This is a genomic window from Aquamicrobium terrae (genome assembly GCF_052978165.1).
Genome location: NZ_JBRKLZ010000001.1, coordinates 2,511,833 through 2,529,853, shown reverse-complemented (window position 1 = coordinate 2,529,853; position 18,021 = coordinate 2,511,833). Strand labels below are relative to the sequence as shown.

The window sequence follows — 18,021 nt, the reverse complement described above, 5'->3', positions numbered from 1 at the left end:
TTGATAGCCTACCAGTTTTCACCGAACGGTCGAGCTTCCATCTCGAACGTCCATGCCGAACGGTCCTGCTGCGCCAGCCACAACACGTTCTTCGCCAGTGCCTCAGGCTTGACGAAGAAGCTGTCCGGCTTGTCCGGCATGTTCTTGCGCGATCTGGGCAGGTCGACCACGCCATCGATGATGACTAACGCGACATGGATGCCGGACGGCCACAGATGCCGCGCCAGACCCTCGGCCAGGCTGCGCTGCGCCGCCTTGGCCGGCGCAAACGCGACGGTGCGCGCATTGCCGCGCCGTGATGCGGTCGCGCCAACGATCAGGATGTTGCCACCCCCGCGTTGTTTCATGCCCGCAAGCACCTGCTGCGTCGCAACAAAGAGACCCAACGCATTTACCTGCCAATTTCGCTCGAAATCCTGGGCACTTGCCTCTTCGATCGTGGCCCAGGTTCCTGGTCCCGCATTATAGATCAAGGTATCTGTGTCACCCAGCTCGGTCTTGATCTGCGTGAAGGCAGCGGCGACGGAATCGGGGACACTGGCATCGCATACGATCGCCACCGCATCGCCCAATTCCTTGGCCAGCGGCCCGGTATAGTCGAGGCTTCTGGCAAGAAGCGCCACGGCATAGCCCGCCGCCGAAAACTGATGGGCCAGCGCGGTGCCGTTGCCGGGACCAACGCCGATGATAGTGGCTATCGGTTTGGTGGTGCTCATCGATATCTCCCGTTCATGAGGTTGCGTCCGACAATTCCTGGCTTGCCTCGCTCACTTGGCGCGGGAATCCCGCAGGTCAAGACAGGGCCCGCCGGGATAATCCCGCATAAATTTGTCGTCCTATGGCTTTGACAATAGGGGGTCCTGATGTGTTCGAAATCGACCGCCAGGTGGTCGGCGATCCGCCGCAAGTTTGTGTTGAAGTGTCCGACATAGACACCGTCGAAGCGTATGAGCGTCGTGAACAAACGGATGTCGGCCTCAGTGAGCTGATCTTCGATCAACCCGTTCCGCCCGGAAAGACGTTCTTCCAGCCAGTCCAGAATTTGGAACAGGCCTCGTCATAGGCTGCTTGTGTCGTTGCGAACCCTGCTTTGTACACTCCGTTATTGAGCGTGTCGTAGACGCGCTCCGTTGGGTTGCAGAGATATAGGACGTGGCAGAACTATCCTAATAGCCTATATATATCGATACAATGTATCGATCGGAGAGATGGATGATAGAAGCGATTACCCTCGACCAGATGCGCACCCTGGTCGCAGCCGTCGATGAAGGCAGCTTCTCGGCGGCAGGTCGCAAGATCGGCCGGGCGCAATCCGTCGTCAGCCAGACGATCGCCGGTCTTGAGACCCAGCTCATGTTGAGGCTGTTCAACCGCGAAGGGCGCTACCCGATACCGACCGAGGCCGGCAGGGTTCTGGCCCAGGAAGGGCGGACAGTGTTGCGACAAGCGGGTCAGTTCAGGGCCCGCGCCCGGGATCTTGCGAGTGGAATCGAGCCGGAGGTGTCGATCGCAATTGACGAGATGTTCCCGGTTGAAATCCTGACTGCGGCAATCGCCGATTTTTCGGCCAATTTCCCGGACACGCTGCTCAGGGTCCAGGTCGAAGGTCTCGGGGCGGTGATCCAACCCGTGCTCGACAAGCGGTGCTCGATTGCGGTCGCCGCCGCAGCCCAGCTCTTTTCGCCGGAACTGGAGACGACCTTGCTTCTGTCCACCAGACTGACGCTCGTGGCTTCACCCGGCCACCCGCTGGCGATGACGTCCGCTCCGATCTCGATGAGACAATTGTCGGGGCATGTTCAACTCGTCCTGGCAGACAAGTCCGAGCTCTCTCAGGGACAGCAGTTCGGGGTAATCGCATCAAAGGTCTGGCGGCTCACGGACCTGGGAATGAAGCACGCTTTTCTGAAGGCGGGTCTGGGCTGGGGCAGCATGCCCTTGCCAATGGTCCGGGCCGACCTGGCCAATGGCAATCTCATCGAGCTTGATACCGAACGCGGTGTCTGGGAAGAAGGAGACCAGATCAGGATGTCTGCCCTACATCGCCGCGATTTTCCGCCCGGGCCGGCAGGGCGATGGTTGATCGCAAGCTTGCGCGATCAGGCGATGAAATCCTCGCTGTCGAACTGACCAGGAGCCAGAACAAGGCCGACGGCACAAAGACATTGTTTGCGGCTGCCGCCCGACGCCGAACATAGCTTCATAGGCCGCACCGAAAGCAAGCCGCCCTCCTCTGCCGGACCGCGATTTGGCGACGATCTTGTATTGCTTTGTTTCTGTACCTAGATCGGCGGCGAACAAGAAAGATGATCTGCAAGCTCGCGATGAGTGCGGCAATAGCTCCCGCTCGCCACCGGCTTCCGTGTCGCAGCGCGATCAGAAAGGCCGCCGGATGAAACTTTCCCCGGAAACGCTCGACGATGACGCCGCGCGTCCCAAAGCGCCCGCGCTTCCTCAGCTGACACCTTCTCAACAACAGGCGGCCAGAAGGCTCTCGCTGATCCATGCGATGCATCTACGCGACGTCGATGCGGTAGCGGGATTGATGGAAGATATCCGCAACGCGGTTGCCGACCCTTCCAGTCTCGCTTCAGCTCTCGCCAAGCTGCCCCTGACGCGCAACATGGAACGTTTCGGTACGCTGTGCGGCAGCCAATGCCGTGTCTTGCAGGGGCATCACGATATCGAAGAGGCGTACATATTCCCGGAACTGGCTCACCGCGGTGACGAACGGGTCCGACCGCTCCTTGATCGGTTGCATGCTGAGCACGAGGTGATTCACGCGCTGATCGACGATTTGCGGCGAGAAGCCGCACATCTGGCGAAAACGGGGGATTCCTTTGTCTTCGGAAGATGTGTTTCCGCATTTAAGCTCCTCGACAAGGCAATCCGCTCGCACTTTGGCTATGAGGATTCCGAACTGGTGCCTGCGCTTGGCGCCTATGACGTTCCAGTCTGACGGCACCACGTTTCGACGGGAATGTTTCAGTTTGGCCGGGGAATCTGGCTGTCCTATGTCGGGCGGCGGTCCTTCCCTGATGGGCAGACCATGTCGGCGCCATCCACTCGCGATCTTCGGCGGCCTATGCACGAGCGAAACAACGAGCCTGTCGCCCGTGTGCATGCCGCAGAGGTCGATCGGCCCCGGCCCAAAAGCAGGACAAATCCTGAATGTCGCCAGTGAGGTTAAATGGACAGCGTCTACGAACCAGCTTTGCGGTCCCGTCAAAAGCTTTCATGACATTGCCGCCTCCTCGATTAACCAGTTGATGAAAGAGCCCACCTCGGCAGTCTCCCGTTTTGCTTCCGGGCAGATACAATAATAATTGTGTAGAGCGGGTACGCTGAGTTGCAGCGGTTGGACCAGTCGGCCTTCGTCAAGATCGCGGGCGGAAACAACTTCATCGCTGAGCGCGACACCGAAACCATCACGTGCGGCCTGAAGGACGATGCCGAAGTCGTCGAAATAGACGTCCGCTTCGCCGGCATAGGCAATGCCCGCCTCCGCCTGCCAGCGACGCCATTGCGATCCGTCGTCCTCATGAAGCAGCCGATGATAGGCGAGGTCGGAGGGCTGGCGGATGGCCTGCGGTCCACGCAGGAGCTGCGGGCTGCAAACCGGCGTCATGTGGATGCCGTGCAGCAGGCGCCACCAGAAACCCGGCCACGGCGGTGTCCCATAGACAATCGCAACATCGGTCTTGCGCCAGTCGACGCCGGGAAAGTGGCTCGATGTGACGACTTTCAACTGGAAATTCGGGCTGTCGGCCATGAAGGTGAAAAGCCGGGTGGCGAGCCACGCGACGCCGTGCACTTGGGGGATGGAAATGGTCAGGGTCCGCCTGCTGGCTTCACCATATCTTTGCGCCGAAAGCTGGCGGACGCCGGTCTGGATCGCATCCATCGCGCTTGCCACCGAGCGCTGGAGCTGGCTCCCGCTCCGGGTCAGGGCCAGTTGGCGGCCGCGCTTTTGGAACAGGTCGACCCCGAGCGCCGCCTGTAATGCGCGAATCTGCTGGCTGACGGCGCCCGGCGTTACGTGCAGCTCGGCCGCCGCCGCGCTGACATTGCCGAGCCGCGCGACGCTTTCGAAGACGCGAAATGCATGAAGGGGAGGCAGCGCCATCGACTTCTTTCCTCGGTCGGGGGCTTGACGGTCAGGCATTCTGGTCGCGTCCGGGGCGCAATTGCTTGATCACGCGATCGGCGAGCGCGCGCAGAACCGGATCGTCCGCCCGGTCCACAGGACAGACGATGTAATATTCGCGCGCGGCGTTGATCGTCGTCGAGAACGGCTGGATGAGCCGGCCTTCGCTCAGAAAGTTCCGCGTCAGTACGTCCGAGACCAGCGCCACACCGCGGCCTTGGACGGCAGACGCGATCGCCTGCGCCACCGAGTTCACCCGCACCCGCGTGTTGCCCTCCAAGCCGATCCGCGCGGCGATGGACCACTTGGCCCATTCGCCGCCGTCGTCCTCGTGCAGGAGGGCGACCGAACTCAGTTTCCTGTCGCGATTGCGCAGGTCGAGGCGGGGAAACAGCGTCGGCGAGCAAACGGCGCAGAGCCTGACTTCGCTGAGCGAACGCCAATATTTTCCGGTAAACGGCGGGTTGTCGTAGACGATGGCGAGGTCGTTCTTGTCCCAGTCCACATCCGCGGCGGTGATTGCCTCGTTAATCGTCAAGCTGGTAATGCCGTTCAACTGGGCGAAATCGACGATCGCTGCGGTCAGCCAGGCAATGCCTAGCGCGGTCGGCACGGAGACCGATAGTGCGGCGGGCTGGTCGCCAACGGTGATTCTTCGCGAGGCGCGCGTCGCCGTGTCGAGTTGGCCGAGCGATATGGCAACAGCCTGCGAAAAATCCTTACCCGCCTGGGTCAGCGCAACATTCCTGCCCGCTTTCTGAAACAGCACGATCCCTGTCGCTTCGCTGAGCTTCTTCAATTGCAGGGAAATCGCGCTGGGGCTGAGGTTCAGTTCCTCGGCCGCATGCCGGACCCCTCCGAGACGTGCCGTTGCCTCGAAGGCCGGCAGATATTGCAGGTATGGGGCAAGGCGGCTCATCGGAGGGGTCGACCAATAGTTTGATATAATAGAACGATATCGGCGATTATAAATTGATTTTTCCAAACTGTTAAGGGTGCTATTCCAAGGACACAGAGGAGAATGCTCATGATCTCGGCAAAACCATTCGACTATCCCTATGATGGCAATCTGGAAGTGCGGAAGACTGCGCTCGTCGTCATCGATCTGCAGGAGGATTTCCTCTCGACGACGGGTTACTTCGCGCGCCAGGGCTATGATCCCGCACCGCTCCGCGCGATCCTTCCAGCGGTCAACCAGCTCATCGCGGCCTGCCGGGATGCGGGCATCCTGATCATCCATACGCGGCAGGGCTATCGCGCCGATCTCGCCGACATGACCCCTTACGAAAAATGGCGCCGGCAGCGTTCCGGCCTCGACGGAACCACGGCTCTGCTGCGGTCCAGCCCCGGCTTCCAGATCGTCTCCGAACTCGACGTGCGCCCGGAAGACGTCATCATAGACAAGACCTGCAACAGCGCCTTCACCTATACGGATTTCGAGCATGTTCTTCGCGCGCAGGGCATCACGCATCTCCTGTTTACGGGCTGCACCACGGATGTCTGCGTGCACACGACACTCCGGGAAGCCTGTGACCGTAACTTCCAGTGCCTGACGATTTCTGACGCCTGCGCCAGCGGCGACCAGTACGCCCACGAGGCGGCGCTTCACATGGTCACTGTCGAGAATGGCATTTTTGGAGCCCTTACCGATACGGCGGCAGCCGTCGCTGGCCTGAAGAAGCTCGGAAAAGCTGCGAAATGAGCGAAGTGCGCGCGAACCAGAAATACCTGTCGCTGATGCGCCTGACACAGAAGGGACTTGCCGAACTCACCGATAGCGCAAAGCGCCGGAAGGTCAGCGAGGACCGCGTGGCAGCACTCGGCGGTCGTTCGATCGCCTTCTATGCGCTGCTTGGCCCCTACGATTTCGCGCAGGTTTTCGAAATGCCGAGCAATGAGGCGATGATGCAATACGTCCTTACCGCGCGTCGCGACGGACATGTGGAGCCTCTCATCCTGCCGGCCTTCGACACCAAGATATACGGCCAGATACTTGATGTGGTGAGCTAGCAAAACAGTTTAGTTTTTCTGAGATTTCCTAGAGAAAACATTTAGCTTGTTTGAAAAGGCCGCTCGTATACGACTTCTAAAAACTTCGATCCAAGAAGCTAAAAAAGGGAACATGACAATGGGGACCACGATATCGGGTGTAAAACCGTCTCTTCTGGCAGGCGCCGTGCTTGCCTTGCTCTTCGGCGCCGGCAACGGCCTTGCCGCCGACGAAAAGCCTGATTTCGTATCGGGGGGTGTCTTGAAGGTCTGCACCGGCGGCGAGTTTCCGCCGATGGAGTACTACGAAAATCCGGGCGATAAGGACCTCATCGGCTTTGAAATCGACGTCATGAACGCGATCGCCAAGCGCTGGGGCGTAGAGGCCGAATATGTCGTCGGCGACTTCAAGGGGCTGCTGCCCTCGCTCGATTCGAAGCGTTGCGATCTCGTTGCAAGCGGCATCCTGATCACGCCCGCCCGCCTCGAAAAATACGATGGCATCCCCTATTTCAGCTCTCATGTCGTGATGGTCACCGCGGCGAAAGATACGGAGACGAAGGTCCCCGCCGACGTCAGCGGCAAGATCATGGCGATCGAGGCCGGCACGTCTTATGAGAAGATGGCCGCCGACCTGAATGCGGAGCTTGAAGCGGAAGGCAAGGCCCCGACCCAAGTGCAGACCTATCCCTCCGCCTCCGGGGTAATCGAGCAGATTCTGGTGGGTCGCGCGACGGCGACCATCACGCAGGATACAACGGCCGCCTATCGCATGCTCCAGATTCCGGGTCGCCTGGCCATACCCTACACCTACGATCAGAGTGAAAACTACGGCATCTATCTGCGAAAGAGCGACAGCGACCGCCAGCTGCTGAAAGAGGCGATCCAGGCCCTCCAGGCAAGCGGCGAGATGAAGGCATTTCTTCAGAAATGGAACCTGCCGGAGACGGCGACCGACGTTTCCCACGACGTCAACTGACGACAGGACGGTTCATCGTTGTTCCAACTCGACCTCTTCCTGCACGCGATTTTCAGCGCCCCCCTCTTCAAGGGCGCGCTCCTGACAATCGGCCTTTCCCTCTGTGTGATGGCCGTGTCTCTGGTGCTCGGCATGGGGCTCGGCTCCATGGCGGGTTCCCCCCGACCGGCGCTCCGGTGGCTGGTGACGCTCTATGTCTGGTTATTCCGCGGTGCCCCGGCCCTGCTCGTGTTGCTCTTCGTCTGGAATGGCCTGCCGCAGATCTCGGAGATTTTTCGCGCCGGCTGGTTCACACCCTTCGTCGCGGCATTCCTGGCGCTGTCTCTCATCCAGATCGCTTACCTGGCGGAAATCCTGCGCAGCGCCTTTGCCGCCGTCGGCCATGGCCAGCGGGAGGGAGCCGCGGCCCTTGGCATGCATCGTTGGCAGATCTTTCTGGTCATCACCATGCCGCAGGCGCTCCGGATCGCGGTTCCCGCGCTGATGAACGAATTCATCTCGCTCCTGAAGACCACGTCGCTTGCAACCGTGATCTCACTCAAGGAACTGATGACCGTCTCGCAGTTCGCCATCGCGACAAGCTTCCGCTTCCTCGAATGGTATGGCGCCGCCCTCGTCTACTATCTCGTCATCGTCTCGGTGCTGACACTCGCGCAGAACCGTATCGAGCATGTGCTTTCACGCGGCTACCGCTAATCCCTTCCTTCTTCCCGAGCTGGATACGGACATGACCCAACCGACCATCGCTCCTGCCCACGAGCCCGCAATCCAGGTGGCGGGCGTCAACAAATGGTATGGCGCTTTCCAGGTGCTGAAGGACATCGATCTTACGGTGAACAAGGGCGAGCGCATCGTGATCTGCGGCCCATCCGGCTCCGGAAAGTCGACGCTCATCCGCTGCATGAACCGCCTCGAGGTGCATCAGGAAGGTTCGATCATCGTCAATGGCATCGAGCTCACCAACCAGCTCAAGCGCATCGACCGCGTTCGAAGCGATGTCGGCATGGTCTTCCAGCACTTTAACCTGTTCCCGCATCTGACGGTCCTGGAAAACTGCACGGTGGCCCAGCGCTGGGTGCGCAAGCTGCCGAAGAAGGAGGCGACCCAGATCGCCATGCGATATCTGGAGCGCGTCCATATTCCGGAGAAGGCCGACAAATATCCCGGCCAGCTCTCCGGCGGCCAGCAGCAGCGCGTCGCCATCGCCCGGGCGCTGTGCATGAACCCGAGCATCATGCTGTTTGACGAACCGACCTCGGCGCTCGATCCCGAAATGGTCAAGGAGGTGCTGGACACGATGATCTCTCTCGCGTCCGACGGCATGACGATGGTCTGCGTCACGCACGAGATGAATTTCGCGCGCGAGGTGGCGAGCGAGGTGGTCTTCATGGATGGCGGCCAAGTCATCGAGCGCAACACGCCCGACATCCTGTTCTCCGCGCCAGTGCACGAGCGCACGAAACGCTTCCTCGGCAAACTTCTGCATTGAGGAAGGAGAGGGTGAGCGATACGGACTGGTTTTCGAAGGAGATGCTCTCGGAGGGGCTGACCCGGCTTTACGAGCCGCATGTACACAGCTTTTTCCGGGCCAACATGTTTCACATCGTCGGTCGGGACGCCGACCTCGTCATCGACTTCGGCATGGGTTTCTGCAGCCTCGAGCGCGCGTTGAACATTCCGGCCGGCAAGCCCGTCTTGGCGGTCGCAACCCATGCCCATATCGACCATGTCGGTTCGTTCCATGAGTTCGAGAACCGGCTGGGACACGAAGCCGAAGCCGCTGCCTTCGCGCACATGCACGACGCCGACACGCTGGCCCCCTATTTTCGCACGCAACCGGGCGCCCTCGCGCAGGTGCCGTCTCCGGGCGCGAGGCCGGAGACCTATACGATTTCGCCCGCGCCGCTGACCACGACCCTCAGGGAAAACGACATCATCGACATCGGCGAGGTCCGTTACACGGTGCTACACCTTCCCGGCCACTCCCCCGGTTCCATCGGCCTTCTCGATGAGAAGGCGGGCACGTTTTTCAGCGGCGACGCGATCTATGAGGGGAAGCTCGTGGACGACCTGCCGGGCTGTGACATCGAGATCTATAAGGCGACCATGGAGCGCCTGCTGCACCTCGAAGTTCATGTGACTCATGGCGGTCATGGGGTTAGCTTTGGAGAGCCGCGCCTAAGGGAACTCGCTCAGGCCTACCTTTGCTCCAAAAGTACGCAGGAGTCCTAGTGCTGCCGATATTCTAACGCTTATGGCGCACCCGACAGGATTCGAACCTGTGACCTTCGCCTTCGGAGGGCGACACTCTATCCAGCTGAGCTACGGGTGCATAGCAAGGCGTGCAACCTCTTAGACGATCCGCAGGCGTCCATCAACGGCAGAGATTGCGAAAGCGGCGTTTATCCCTATCCAGCAAGTGGCCGAACGCACAAATTCCCCGACAAGCCCCGCCCCGCTCGTCATTTCCGTCCCGCAAGGCCCGCTCCACGAGCGGCGGTCAGGCGGCGCGTTCGGCGATCGCGGTTCCGGCGGCCCAGCCCGATGACCATGCCCACTGGAAATTGTAGCCGCCCAGCCAGCCGGTCACGTCCACCACCTCGCCGATGAAGTAGAGCCCGGCTACCGCCCTCGCCTCCATGGTGCGCGAATCGAGGCCGGCCGTGTCGACACCGCCCAGCGTCACTTCGGCGGTTCGATAACCCTCGGTTCCAATGGGGTGAAGCTCCCAACCGTGCAGCGTGGCGGCGATCGTCGCGAGCTTCCTGTCGGTCGCCTCGCCGAGCGTGCACGACCAGCCCTGCACCTGGGCGAGACGGGCCGCCAGCCGCTTCGGCAGGATTTCGCCGAGCGCCGTCGAAATGCTCCTGCGGCCGTTCTCGCGCTTGGCCGCGCACAGCAGCGCGAACATGTCGGTGGAGGGCAGCAGCGCGATCCGGATCGGCTGCGTCTCGCGCCAATAGGAGGAAATCTGCAGGATCGCCGGGCCGGACAGGCCGCGATGGGTGAACAGCAGCGCCTCCTCGAATGCGGTCTTGCCGCAGGAGACGCGCACGTCCACCGCCACGCCGGCGATCTCGCGAAACCCCGCCAGCACATCCTCGCCGAAGGTGAGCGGCACCAGCGCGGGGCGGGTTTCGGTCACCGCCAGCCCGAACTGCCGGGCAAGCTGATAGCCGAGGCCGGTGGCCCCCATCTTGGGGATCGACTTTCCGCCGCAGGCGACCACGAAGTGGCGGCAATCGACAATCGCCGGGCGCTCGCCGCCCAGCGTGACCGTAAAGCCCGCCTCGCTGCGCTCGATCCTTTCCAGCGTGGTGGAGAGCCGCAACTCGCAGCCGGCGCCCGCCATCTCCTGCAACAGCATGGCGATGATATCTCTGGCCGAGCGGTCGCAGAAGAGCTGCCCCAGGGTCTTTTCGTGATAGGCGATGCCGTGTTTCTCGACCAGCGCAATGAAATGCTGCGCCGTGTAGCGGCCGAGCGCGGATTTGGCGAAATGCGGGTTGCCGGACAGGAAGGTGCGGGCGGTGGCCCCGATATTGGTGAAGTTGCACCGGCCGCCGCCGGAAATGCGGATCTTCTCGCCCGGATTTCGGGCGTGATCGAAGATGAGCACCCGGCCGCCGCGCGCGGCGGCGTGGATGGCGCACATCATGCCCGCGGCGCCCGCCCCGAGAATGACAGTGTCGAATGTTTCACGCCGCATCGAATGCTTCCGCCCGCTTTTCTTTGCGCGCCCGGTAGACGATCCGGGCGCATCCATCAACAGGCGATGCAGCAACGCCCGCAAACCGGCAGGCGGAAATATCGGCGATTGGCCTGAACGCCTTTCCGGCTCTATGAGAGGACGCATGGCCACACTCCACACCCTCGCCGCCGTCGAGAGCGCCCGACAGGACATCAGGAAAAGCCGCTTTCTGGCCATCGCCGGGCCGGTGGACTCGGAAGCGGCGGCAAAGGCCTTCATCACCGCACACTCCGACGCCACGGCCAATCACAATTGCTGGGCCTGGCGGGTGGGCCAGGCCTATCGCTTCAGCGACGACGGCGAACCCGGCGGAACCGCCGGAAAACCGATCCTGCAAGCCATAGACGGCCAGTCGCTGGATCGCGTGGCGGTGGTCGTCACCCGCTGGTTCGGCGGGGCGCTTCTCGGCAGCGGCGGCCTGATAAGGGCCTATGGCGGCACGGCCGCCGCCTGCCTGCGGGCTGCGGCCAAGATCCCGCTCATCGAAACGGCCGAGGTGACGATCACCTGCGGCTTTGCCGATCTGGCGCTGGTGGAGGCCCGATTGGCCGGTCTGCCGGCCGCACGCATAACGGCACAGAACTACACCGCCACCGGCGGGGCGTTCACCGTATCGATCCACCGCCCGGAACTCGAAGCCACGCTGGCTATGGTCGCCGACCTCACCAGCGGCCGCGCCACGATTTCCATGCCTCGATGAAGCGCGACGGGGCTTTACAGCCGCGGCCAAATCACGCTCCTTATTCTCGACGGGCCGAGAGAGGTGAGTCGTGAAGATATCGAGCGTGGTCTCCGCCGCCGTGGCGGTGGGGCTGGGTGTGTTTGTGGTCTCCGCGGTGCAGGCCGGCGAGGCAAGCGGACGGATCGCGCCGCACGCCGAGCGCTGGGAAGCACGGATTGGCGGGGGAATATACGACGCGGGGGTCTTCGTGCCGCATGACTTCAACGGCGGCACCCTCAATGGAGAGATCCTGGCGCCGTCACCCGGCTTTCTGGCATGGCTGGGCTCGCCGCGACCCTATGTCGGCGCCGATGTGGCGCTGTCCTCCGACCCCGTGCACTTCCTTTACGCCGGCCTCAACTGGGAAGCCCGGCTGACGGGAGGGCTTTATGTCGGCTTCAGTGCCGGCGGATCGGTCAACACCGGCAGACACATAGGCCCGCGCGACCTCGGATCGAACGTCCTCTTCCATCTTCAGGCCAGCGCGGGCGTGGATGTTACCGAAAGCACCGCGTTTCAGGTCTATTTCAACCATTTCTCGAATGCGGAACTTGCCGGGGCCAATGACGGTTTCGAGAATGCCGGCGCGCGGCTGGTGCTTCGCTTCTGACGGACACGCGGAGCCGGGACAATCGACGCCGGCCGTCCTTGACCTTTCGGGCATTGTGGGTTCAGTTGCGGCCGCTTCGACACCATTTCCCATGGCAGGCATGAGCTGCGTTTCGGCTGCCGCCTGCCAAGGCGTTCCTCTGAAGGGTCTGCGATGATGAAGACAGTTTCGAGCGCGAAGGCGCATGGCGGCCTCCAGGGTGTCTATGCGCATGCCTCGGAGACCTGCGCCTGCGAGATGACCTTCGCGGTGTTCGTGCCGCCGCAGGCCAAGGAGGGGCCGGTGCCGGTGCTGTGGTACCTGTCGGGGCTGACCTGCACCCATGCCAATGTCATGGACAAGGGCGAATACCGGCGCCTGGCGGCCGAGCTCGGCCTGATGATCGTGTGTCCCGACACCAGCCCGCGCGGCGAAGGGGTTCCCGACGAGAAGGACAACTGGCAGTTCGGTTTCGGCGCCGGCTTCTATGTCGATGCCACCGAGGCGCCCTATGCGAGGAACTATCGCATGTATTCCTACGTCACCGGGGAGCTGCCGGCGCTGGTCGCCGCCCATTTCCCCGCCGACATGGGCCGGCAGGGCATTTTCGGCCACTCGATGGGCGGCCATGGCGCGCTGACCATCGCGCTGAGGAACCCCGACCGGTTCGCAAGCTGCTCGGCCTTCGCGCCGATCGTCCAGCCGAGCACGGCGGGATGGTCGCGGCCGGCGCTGGAGAAATATCTGGGGCCGGACGAGGCGAATTGGCGCGGCTGTGACGCCACGCTGCTGATCGCGGACGGCCACCGCTTCCCCGAACTGCTGGTCGACCAGGGCACGGCCGACGGCTTTCTCGACGAAGGCCTGCGCCCGTGGCTGCTGGACGAGGCCTGCCGCGCGGCCGGCATGGAGCTGACGCTGCGCATGCAAGACGGCTACGACCATTCCTACAACTTCATCTCCACCTTCATGGACGACCATCTGAAGTGGCACGCCCAGCGGATGGGGTGAGCCGGCACGGCATATATAGCTGGAGCACCGGAATAATCCGAACACCGCGTACGCTTTTCGGTCCGATGCTCCAGCTATGGCCGATCGACCTGCTGCATCCGGCACTCCGGCGGCGGCACGATGCCGATGTCGACGAGATCGATATGGGCCGCGCCGAACATCTTGCGGGCAATGGCCACGATGTCCTGCGCATGGTCGCCCGGCGAGAACTCATCGTCGACGCTCACCTCGATCGACAGTGTAAGGCGCACTTTCTGGTTCATGTCAGCCTGCCTGAAGAGACCATTGCTGGACGTTTCCAGCGCAGCGGGAACGGAGCGCTGCGGCGCGACGGCCGCCTGCGGTCACGTAAATCCAAGGGAGGAGACGACGGCCACCAGAAGCAGCGACATAGCGGCGAGCACAAGCACGTAGTTCATCGGAGTCCCCCTGTTCGGGCCAGTTTTCAAAAACCGGTAGCCGATTGCGGGAACATGGACTTTGCGGCGGCGCAAAGAAAAGTGGCCTGCCGGGCGACTGGCCGATGGACGCCAGTCTGCCCGCCGTCGACATTTGTGGCGGCGGGCAGATGAATTTTCGGGTCGATTTTCAGTTGCCGGCGAGGCTGCCGCTGAACACCGTCGTGGCATCACCCGTTTCGCCGTCGAACTGGACCTTGGCGTAGGAACCGGCGCCCAAATTGGCAGGGACCCCCACATGCAGGGGAACCGAGACGGTGGAACCATCTTCAAGAACGATGGTGCGCGCCTGGCTGTCATAGGACCGGACGGTGCCGCTGATGGTGCTGGCCGCCATGGCGGAGCCCGAAAGCAGGGCGAGCGCGGCAAGCGAAGCGAGAATCCTGGTCATCTTTTCAATCCTTCTAAGCATTTATAATTACAAGGCAATTTCGATCCATTGCTTTGACCCTCCGGATATAGGCGCCTCGAAAGACAGTCAGTAGATGTTCAAGATTGACCAGTCTGTTCACGATAACTGGACGGCAAAAGCGGGCAGGAATTGACGCAGGAAAGAACTTCCCCGCAATGCCCCCTGTACGGCGCGCGCCATCGCGAATGGCTGCCGGGCGCACCAAACCCACAGCGGGCGGAGAAAGACGGAACTTGCAAAGAAACTGGTGCCGCTGAAGGGACTCGAACCCCCGACCCCATCATTACGAATGACGTGCTCTACCAACTGAGCTACAGCGGCCCCGGAGGGCGAACCTCCGAAAGTGCGGGCGTGATACCCGCAAGCCCGGGCAAATTCAAGATGGCCCGCGTAAATTCAGCATGGATTGTCGACGGCGATGCATTCCCGGCCGGATATGGCCGGCAAAGCGGCATGCTGTACGGGAAGGTCCTGTTCGCAGTTCGCCAACAGCGTTGATTGATCGGCTTTCTGCGGGTAACCATCAGCACATCGTAAGCGGCTTTCAAAGGATTCCGGCTTGGACCCGATCGAAAAAGCGATTCGGAACGCCCTGGAAAAAGGCAACGCCGGGGACCGGGCCTTCCGCGAGAAGGTGTACCGTTCGGCCTTCTCCGCGCTCGATCGCGCCTTGCAGGCCAATCCGAACGTAACGGTCGAGACGGCCATCAACCGCCGCAAGGCCATGCAGGCGAAGATCGCGGAGATCGAGGCGGAATTCCTGCCGGCGCCCTCGGCCGCCGGTTCCGCAATGGCGGATGAAGACAGCGTGCCGGCACCAAGCGTGGACGCGCCAGTCCAGGCCGCAGCGGCCGGTCCTGCCCCGCGCGGGCCGCGCAGCGAACCGACGCTCGACACGCCCGCCGATCATACCGATGCGCTTTCCAACGGGCATGTGCTGCCGGAAGTGCCGGACATCATGCCGGATGCGCCGCTGCCGCGCACGGCGGCCGAGCCGCAGCCCGACCGGGCCCCGCGGCGGCGGCGCCCACGCAAGCGCGGCCTCCCGGCCCTGTTCACCGGCCTGACGCTGCTGGTCATCATCAGCCTCGGCGCCTGGTGGCTGCTGCAATCGGGCGCGCTGCGCTCGCCGGAAGAGCGCGGCGAGGTACCGGTGCCGCCGGCCAGCGTCGAGGACGAGGATTTCTCGCCCTCAGGCTCGACTGCGCCGCTGCAGACCGGGCAGGCGGAATTCTCCGGCGAATGGATCACCGTCTTCACGCCGCTTGACCCGACGACGGTTTCCACGCCCTCGGATGCCAGCGCCGAAGTGATGGAGGACGACAGCGGCTCTTTCCTGCGGGTGCGCTCGGGCGGCTCCGGCTCCGCCGTCTCCTTCGACGTCGGCCAGGGCATACTCGACGAGGTGGCGGGCACGCGGGCGGTCTTCGTGCTGGTGGCCCGCGCCGAGGACGGCAAGGAAACGCAGATATCCATCGACTGCAATTTTGGCGAGCTCGGCGATTGCGGGCGCAAGCGCTACGAGGTCGGGCGCGAGCGCAGCGAATATCTGTTCGACGTGCAGTTGCCCGACAAGCGCGCCGGAGCGGCCGGCACCATCGCCATCAATTCCGATGTCGAGAACCAGGGCAAGGCCATCGACATCTACGAGATCAGGGTTTCGCCCAACCAGTAAGCCGTTGTTTTTACGCCTGTCGGTGTCCCGCAACCGGGCCCCACTTGCGGGCGACATGCGCTAATCCAGAAGCTCCTTCAGCGTCTCGATGCGGTCCGCCTCAGCCGAGGGCTTGTCCCAGCGCAGGCGCGAAATGCGCGGAAACCGCATGGCCACGCCGGACTTGTGGCGTGTCGAACGGTTCAGGCCCTCGAACGCCACCTCCAGCACCAGCCCGCTCTGCCGGTCGGCACGCACGGCGCGCACCGGTCCGAAACGCTCGACCGTGTTGTCGCGCACATATTTATCGATCTGGCGCAGTTCCTCGTCGGTGAAACCGAAATAGGCCTTGCCGACCGGCACCAGTTCCTCCTCGCCCTCCGCACCCGACCAGACGCCGAACGTATAGTCGGAATAGAAGGAGGAGCGCTTGCCGTGGCCGCGCTGGGCATACATCAGCACGGCATCGATAACATGCGGATCGCGCTTCCACTTGAACCACGGCCCCTTGGGCCGCCCGGCGAGATAGGGCGAATCCCACCGCTTCAGCATCACCCCCTCGATGATCGGATGCGGCGGCGCGATGCGAAGATCCTCCAGCGCTTCCCAGCCTTCGAAGGTGACCAGCGGCGAAAGGTCGAAGCGGGCAGGATCGAGCGTGGCGACGATTGCCTCCAGCCGGTCGCGCCGGTGGCGAAAAGGCAGTGCGCGCAAATCCTCCCCGCTCCATTGCAGGAGATCGTAGCAGCGCACGAAGGCCGGATAATTCTGCATGATCTTCGGCGAAACCGTCTTGCGGTTCAGCCGCTGCTGAAGGTCGGAGAACGTGCCGGTGGCGGCGGGCGAGCCGACCAGCAATTCGCCGTCGATGACGGCCTCGAAGTCGATGGCGTCGGCGAGGTCGGGAAAGGCGCGGGACACGTCGTCGCCGGTGCGCGAATAAAGCCGCTGGACGCCGCCTTCGGACGACACCTGCACGCGGATGCCGTCCCATTTCCATTCGGCGGCATAGTCGGCCGGGTCGAGCCTGTGGAGGTCCCCTTCACCCACCGGATTGGCCAGCATGACCGGACGGAACAGGGCGCGCGCGGCGCGTTCGGGCTTGGGCGCGCGCCCTTCCAGCCAGGCGAACAGTTCCGTATAGGGCGGCTCCAGCCCGTGCCACAATTCCTCGATCTCGGCCACGTCCACCGGGCCGAGATCGGCCACGGCCTGCTTGGCGAGACGAGCCGAGATGCCGATGCGCAACCCGCCGGTGACCAGCTTGATGATGGCGAAGCGGGCGGGAATATCGGACTGGTCGAGCAGGCCGGCCAGCACCTTCGGCCCGTCGGAGCGGCTGGCGGCCTGCAATTTGGCGATGACTTCGGAAAGCGTCATGTGATGGGGAGAGGAAGCACCCCCACCCGTGCCCCCTCCCCGCAAGGAGGAGGGGGACGCAGTGCCTGATGCGCTTTCGCTTGGTTGATCCGTATCGGTGACAGACAAGACGGCCGCCGCGCGGGCGTCCTCCCCTCCCCCTTGTGGGGAGGGGTCGGTGGGGGCCATGTCCCGCTCACTCGGCCATACCAGCGAGACGGTCTCGGCCAGATCGCCGACATAGTCGTAGGAATAGCCGAACAGCACCGGATCGATGCGCTCGGTGACCAGCGTGCGCAGCATGGCCGGCTTCACCGCTGCGATGGACAGGTCGCCGGTCATCGCCGCCAGCGCCAGCCCGCGATCCGGGTCCTCCGTCTCGCGGAAATAATCCGTCAGCAGCTTGAGCTTGCCGTTGCGCGACGGCGTCAGCACCAGCCGGTCGAGAAGTTCGGCAAAACGGTTCATCTGCTTGTGAAGGCGCTTGACAGTCCCCGTGCCCGGAAAGAACTATCCGCCCTGTTCAAGGGGTAGGGGCTACAATTCATGAACTTCAAAATACTGTACATCTCGTTGCTGCCATTTGCGGTTGCTGTTCCGTCAGCATCCGCGGCGGATTTTTCGATCGGATTCGACTGGGGAAACATAAAGAAGTGCACCAGTGGAAATCCAAACACCGTTGTGAATCCCAAATTTACGCTGCGAGGCGTGCCTGCAGGGACGGCATCTATTCGCTTCCACATGGTTGATCTTGCCGTGCCGCGCTATCCGCATGGTGGGGGCAAGGTCGCATATAAGGGCGAATCGACCGTAGCACCGGGCGCCTTCAAATATCGCAGCCCATGCCCGCCAAATGGGCGTCATACCTATCAGTGGACGGCGACCGCGCTCGATGCCAAGGGCAAGAAGCTCGGAGAAGCGAAGGCACGCAAGGCCTATCCCTGAAACGTC

20 protein-coding genes, 2 tRNA genes and 1 pseudogene are annotated in these 18,021 nt (G+C 62.6%); 13 read left to right on the top strand and 10 right to left on the bottom strand.

Annotated elements, in window-relative coordinates:
- Window positions 1-8 precede the first annotated feature (8 nt).
- Both ACVCNR_RS12495 and ACVCNR_RS12490 read right to left on the bottom strand, forming a co-directional pair.
- The gene (locus tag ACVCNR_RS12495) at window positions 9-716 is read right to left on the bottom strand and encodes an SDR family NAD(P)-dependent oxidoreductase (protein WP_447075029.1); all 708 of its coding nucleotides are present in this window, start codon (window positions 714-716) and stop codon (window positions 9-11) included.
- Window positions 713-1,125, bottom strand: a pseudogene (locus tag ACVCNR_RS12490) (glutathione S-transferase C-terminal domain-containing protein); the annotation flags it as partial. The gene ACVCNR_RS12495 and the pseudogene ACVCNR_RS12490, both read right to left, overlap by 4 nt.
- An 87-nt stretch (window positions 1,126-1,212) precedes the next feature.
- Between ACVCNR_RS12490 and ACVCNR_RS12485 the strand changes: the two are divergent.
- Complete coding sequence (locus tag ACVCNR_RS12485; RefSeq protein WP_447075028.1) at window positions 1,213-2,130, top strand: LysR family transcriptional regulator; 918 nt, start codon at window positions 1,213-1,215, stop codon at window positions 2,128-2,130.
- Between the two features lie 118 nt (window positions 2,131-2,248).
- Entirely contained in the window at window positions 2,249-2,959 is a 711-nt protein-coding gene (locus tag ACVCNR_RS12480; protein WP_447075027.1) for a hemerythrin domain-containing protein, read from the top strand.
- Window positions 2,960-3,235: 276 nt separating this feature from the next.
- Here ACVCNR_RS12480 and ACVCNR_RS12475 read toward each other — a convergent pair whose 3' ends face one another.
- Together ACVCNR_RS12475 and ACVCNR_RS12470 are read right to left on the bottom strand one after the other, a co-directional pair.
- On the bottom strand, window positions 3,236-4,126 hold the full coding sequence (locus tag ACVCNR_RS12475; RefSeq protein WP_447075026.1) for a LysR substrate-binding domain-containing protein: 891 nt from the start codon (window positions 4,124-4,126) through the stop codon (window positions 3,236-3,238).
- 31 nt (window positions 4,127-4,157) lie between these two features.
- Window positions 4,158-5,066, bottom strand: a complete 909-nt coding sequence (locus tag ACVCNR_RS12470; RefSeq protein WP_354194898.1) for a LysR substrate-binding domain-containing protein — start codon at window positions 5,064-5,066, stop codon at window positions 4,158-4,160.
- A gap of 108 nt (window positions 5,067-5,174) precedes the next feature.
- On the opposite strand from ACVCNR_RS12470, the gene ACVCNR_RS12465 reads away from it, so the two are divergent.
- From ACVCNR_RS12465 to ACVCNR_RS12440, 6 genes are read left to right on the top strand one after another with little or no spacing between them, the layout of a single operon-like run.
- On the top strand, window positions 5,175-5,849 hold the full coding sequence (locus ACVCNR_RS12465) for a cysteine hydrolase family protein (protein WP_447075025.1): 675 nt from the start codon (window positions 5,175-5,177) through the stop codon (window positions 5,847-5,849).
- On the top strand, window positions 5,846-6,157 hold the full coding sequence (locus ACVCNR_RS12460) for a GYD domain-containing protein (protein ID WP_354194894.1): 312 nt from the start codon (window positions 5,846-5,848) through the stop codon (window positions 6,155-6,157). The genes ACVCNR_RS12465 and ACVCNR_RS12460 overlap by 4 nt, the downstream gene beginning before the upstream one ends.
- 46 nt (window positions 6,158-6,203) lie before the next feature.
- Window positions 6,204-7,115, top strand: coding sequence for a transporter substrate-binding domain-containing protein (locus ACVCNR_RS12455; protein ID WP_447075024.1), 912 nt, complete (start codon window positions 6,204-6,206; stop codon window positions 7,113-7,115).
- Window positions 7,116-7,133: 18 nt separating this feature from the next.
- The gene (locus ACVCNR_RS12450) at window positions 7,134-7,811 is read left to right on the top strand and encodes an amino acid ABC transporter permease (RefSeq protein ID WP_354194890.1); all 678 of its coding nucleotides are present in this window, start codon (window positions 7,134-7,136) and stop codon (window positions 7,809-7,811) included.
- Between the two features lie 31 nt (window positions 7,812-7,842).
- Entirely contained in the window at window positions 7,843-8,604 is a 762-nt protein-coding gene (locus ACVCNR_RS12445; protein ID WP_354194888.1) for an amino acid ABC transporter ATP-binding protein, read from the top strand.
- An 11-nt stretch (window positions 8,605-8,615) separates the two neighbouring features.
- A complete protein-coding gene (locus ACVCNR_RS12440; RefSeq protein WP_354194886.1) occupies window positions 8,616-9,347 on the top strand; it encodes an MBL fold metallo-hydrolase in 732 nt (243 codons plus the stop codon).
- A 23-nt stretch (window positions 9,348-9,370) separates the two neighbouring features.
- On the opposite strand, the gene ACVCNR_RS12435 is transcribed toward ACVCNR_RS12440, so the two are convergent.
- Together ACVCNR_RS12435 and ACVCNR_RS12430 are read right to left on the bottom strand one after the other, a co-directional pair.
- Window positions 9,371-9,447 (bottom strand) — tRNA-Arg (locus tag ACVCNR_RS12435).
- A gap of 168 nt (window positions 9,448-9,615) precedes the next feature.
- Window positions 9,616-10,824 (bottom strand): BaiN/RdsA family NAD(P)/FAD-dependent oxidoreductase, encoded by a 1,209-nt coding sequence (locus ACVCNR_RS12430; protein WP_447075023.1) that lies wholly within the window; start codon window positions 10,822-10,824, stop codon window positions 9,616-9,618.
- A 145-nt stretch (window positions 10,825-10,969) separates the two neighbouring features.
- Here ACVCNR_RS12430 and ACVCNR_RS12425 point away from each other — a divergent pair, with 145 nt between their 5' ends.
- The 3 genes from ACVCNR_RS12425 to fghA all read left to right on the top strand — a co-directional run bounded on the left by ACVCNR_RS12425 (window position 10,970) and on the right by fghA (window position 13,187).
- Window positions 10,970-11,566, top strand: a complete 597-nt coding sequence (locus ACVCNR_RS12425; protein ID WP_447075022.1) for an IMPACT family protein — start codon at window positions 10,970-10,972, stop codon at window positions 11,564-11,566.
- Window positions 11,567-11,636: 70 nt separating this feature from the next.
- Window positions 11,637-12,197: an acyloxyacyl hydrolase gene (locus ACVCNR_RS12420; RefSeq protein ID WP_447075021.1), complete on the top strand. Its 561-nt coding sequence runs from the start codon at window positions 11,637-11,639 to the stop codon at window positions 12,195-12,197.
- Window positions 12,198-12,353: 156 nt separating this feature from the next.
- Window positions 12,354-13,187, top strand: a complete 834-nt coding sequence (gene fghA, locus ACVCNR_RS12415) for an S-formylglutathione hydrolase (RefSeq protein WP_447075688.1) — start codon at window positions 12,354-12,356, stop codon at window positions 13,185-13,187.
- 74 nt (window positions 13,188-13,261) lie between these two features.
- On the opposite strand, the gene ACVCNR_RS12410 is transcribed toward fghA, so the two are convergent.
- The 3 genes from ACVCNR_RS12410 to ACVCNR_RS12400 form a co-directional block, all read right to left on the bottom strand.
- The gene (locus tag ACVCNR_RS12410) at window positions 13,262-13,450 is read right to left on the bottom strand and encodes a hypothetical protein (protein ID WP_447075020.1); all 189 of its coding nucleotides are present in this window, start codon (window positions 13,448-13,450) and stop codon (window positions 13,262-13,264) included.
- Window positions 13,451-13,775: 325 nt separating this feature from the next.
- A complete protein-coding gene (locus ACVCNR_RS12405) occupies window positions 13,776-14,036 on the bottom strand; it encodes a hypothetical protein (protein ID WP_354194876.1) in 261 nt (86 codons plus the stop codon).
- 266 nt (window positions 14,037-14,302) lie between these two features.
- Window positions 14,303-14,378, bottom strand: a tRNA-Thr gene (locus ACVCNR_RS12400).
- Between the two features lie 238 nt (window positions 14,379-14,616).
- Between ACVCNR_RS12400 and ACVCNR_RS12395 the strand changes: the two genes are divergently transcribed.
- Window positions 14,617-15,732 carry a hypothetical protein gene (locus tag ACVCNR_RS12395; protein WP_447075019.1) on the top strand — a complete coding sequence of 372 codons (1,116 nt, stop codon included), beginning with the start codon at window positions 14,617-14,619 and terminating at the stop codon, window positions 15,730-15,732.
- A gap of 60 nt (window positions 15,733-15,792) precedes the next feature.
- Here the strand turns inward: ACVCNR_RS12395 and ACVCNR_RS12390 are convergent, their stop codons facing one another.
- Window positions 15,793-17,538: a cisplatin damage response ATP-dependent DNA ligase gene (locus ACVCNR_RS12390; RefSeq protein WP_354194872.1), complete on the bottom strand. Its 1,746-nt coding sequence runs from the start codon at window positions 17,536-17,538 to the stop codon at window positions 15,793-15,795.
- Window positions 17,539-17,616: 78 nt separating this feature from the next.
- Here ACVCNR_RS12390 and ACVCNR_RS12385 point away from each other — a divergent pair, with 78 nt between their 5' ends.
- A complete protein-coding gene (locus ACVCNR_RS12385) occupies window positions 17,617-18,015 on the top strand; it encodes a YbhB/YbcL family Raf kinase inhibitor-like protein (protein WP_354194870.1) in 399 nt (132 codons plus the stop codon).
- Window positions 18,016-18,021: the final 6 nt, after the last annotated feature.

Coding starts and splice junctions, on each gene's coding strand:
- ACVCNR_RS12425 (WP_447075022.1), top strand. CDS start 10,970: ATGGCCACACTCCACACCCTCGCCGCCGTCGAGAGCGCCCGACAGGAC.
- ACVCNR_RS12410 (WP_447075020.1), bottom strand. CDS start 13,450: ATGAACCAGAAAGTGCGCCTTACACTGTCGATCGAGGTGAGCGTCGAC.
- ACVCNR_RS12385 (WP_354194870.1), top strand. CDS start 17,617: ATGAACTTCAAAATACTGTACATCTCGTTGCTGCCATTTGCGGTTGCT.
- ACVCNR_RS12460 (WP_354194894.1), top strand. CDS start 5,846: ATGAGCGAAGTGCGCGCGAACCAGAAATACCTGTCGCTGATGCGCCTG.
- ACVCNR_RS12485 (WP_447075028.1), top strand. CDS start 1,213: ATGATAGAAGCGATTACCCTCGACCAGATGCGCACCCTGGTCGCAGCC.
- ACVCNR_RS12430 (WP_447075023.1), bottom strand. CDS start 10,824: ATGCGGCGTGAAACATTCGACACTGTCATTCTCGGGGCGGGCGCCGCG.
- ACVCNR_RS12445 (WP_354194888.1), top strand. CDS start 7,843: ATGACCCAACCGACCATCGCTCCTGCCCACGAGCCCGCAATCCAGGTG.
- fghA (WP_447075688.1), top strand. CDS start 12,354: ATGAAGACAGTTTCGAGCGCGAAGGCGCATGGCGGCCTCCAGGGTGTC.
- ACVCNR_RS12465 (WP_447075025.1), top strand. CDS start 5,175: ATGATCTCGGCAAAACCATTCGACTATCCCTATGATGGCAATCTGGAA.
- ACVCNR_RS12495 (WP_447075029.1), bottom strand. CDS start 716: ATGAGCACCACCAAACCGATAGCCACTATCATCGGCGTTGGTCCCGGC.
- ACVCNR_RS12475 (WP_447075026.1), bottom strand. CDS start 4,126: ATGGCGCTGCCTCCCCTTCATGCATTTCGCGTCTTCGAAAGCGTCGCG.
- ACVCNR_RS12405 (WP_354194876.1), bottom strand. CDS start 14,036: ATGACCAGGATTCTCGCTTCGCTTGCCGCGCTCGCCCTGCTTTCGGGC.
- ACVCNR_RS12390 (WP_354194872.1), bottom strand. CDS start 17,538: ATGAACCGTTTTGCCGAACTTCTCGACCGGCTGGTGCTGACGCCGTCG.
- ACVCNR_RS12470 (WP_354194898.1), bottom strand. CDS start 5,066: ATGAGCCGCCTTGCCCCATACCTGCAATATCTGCCGGCCTTCGAGGCA.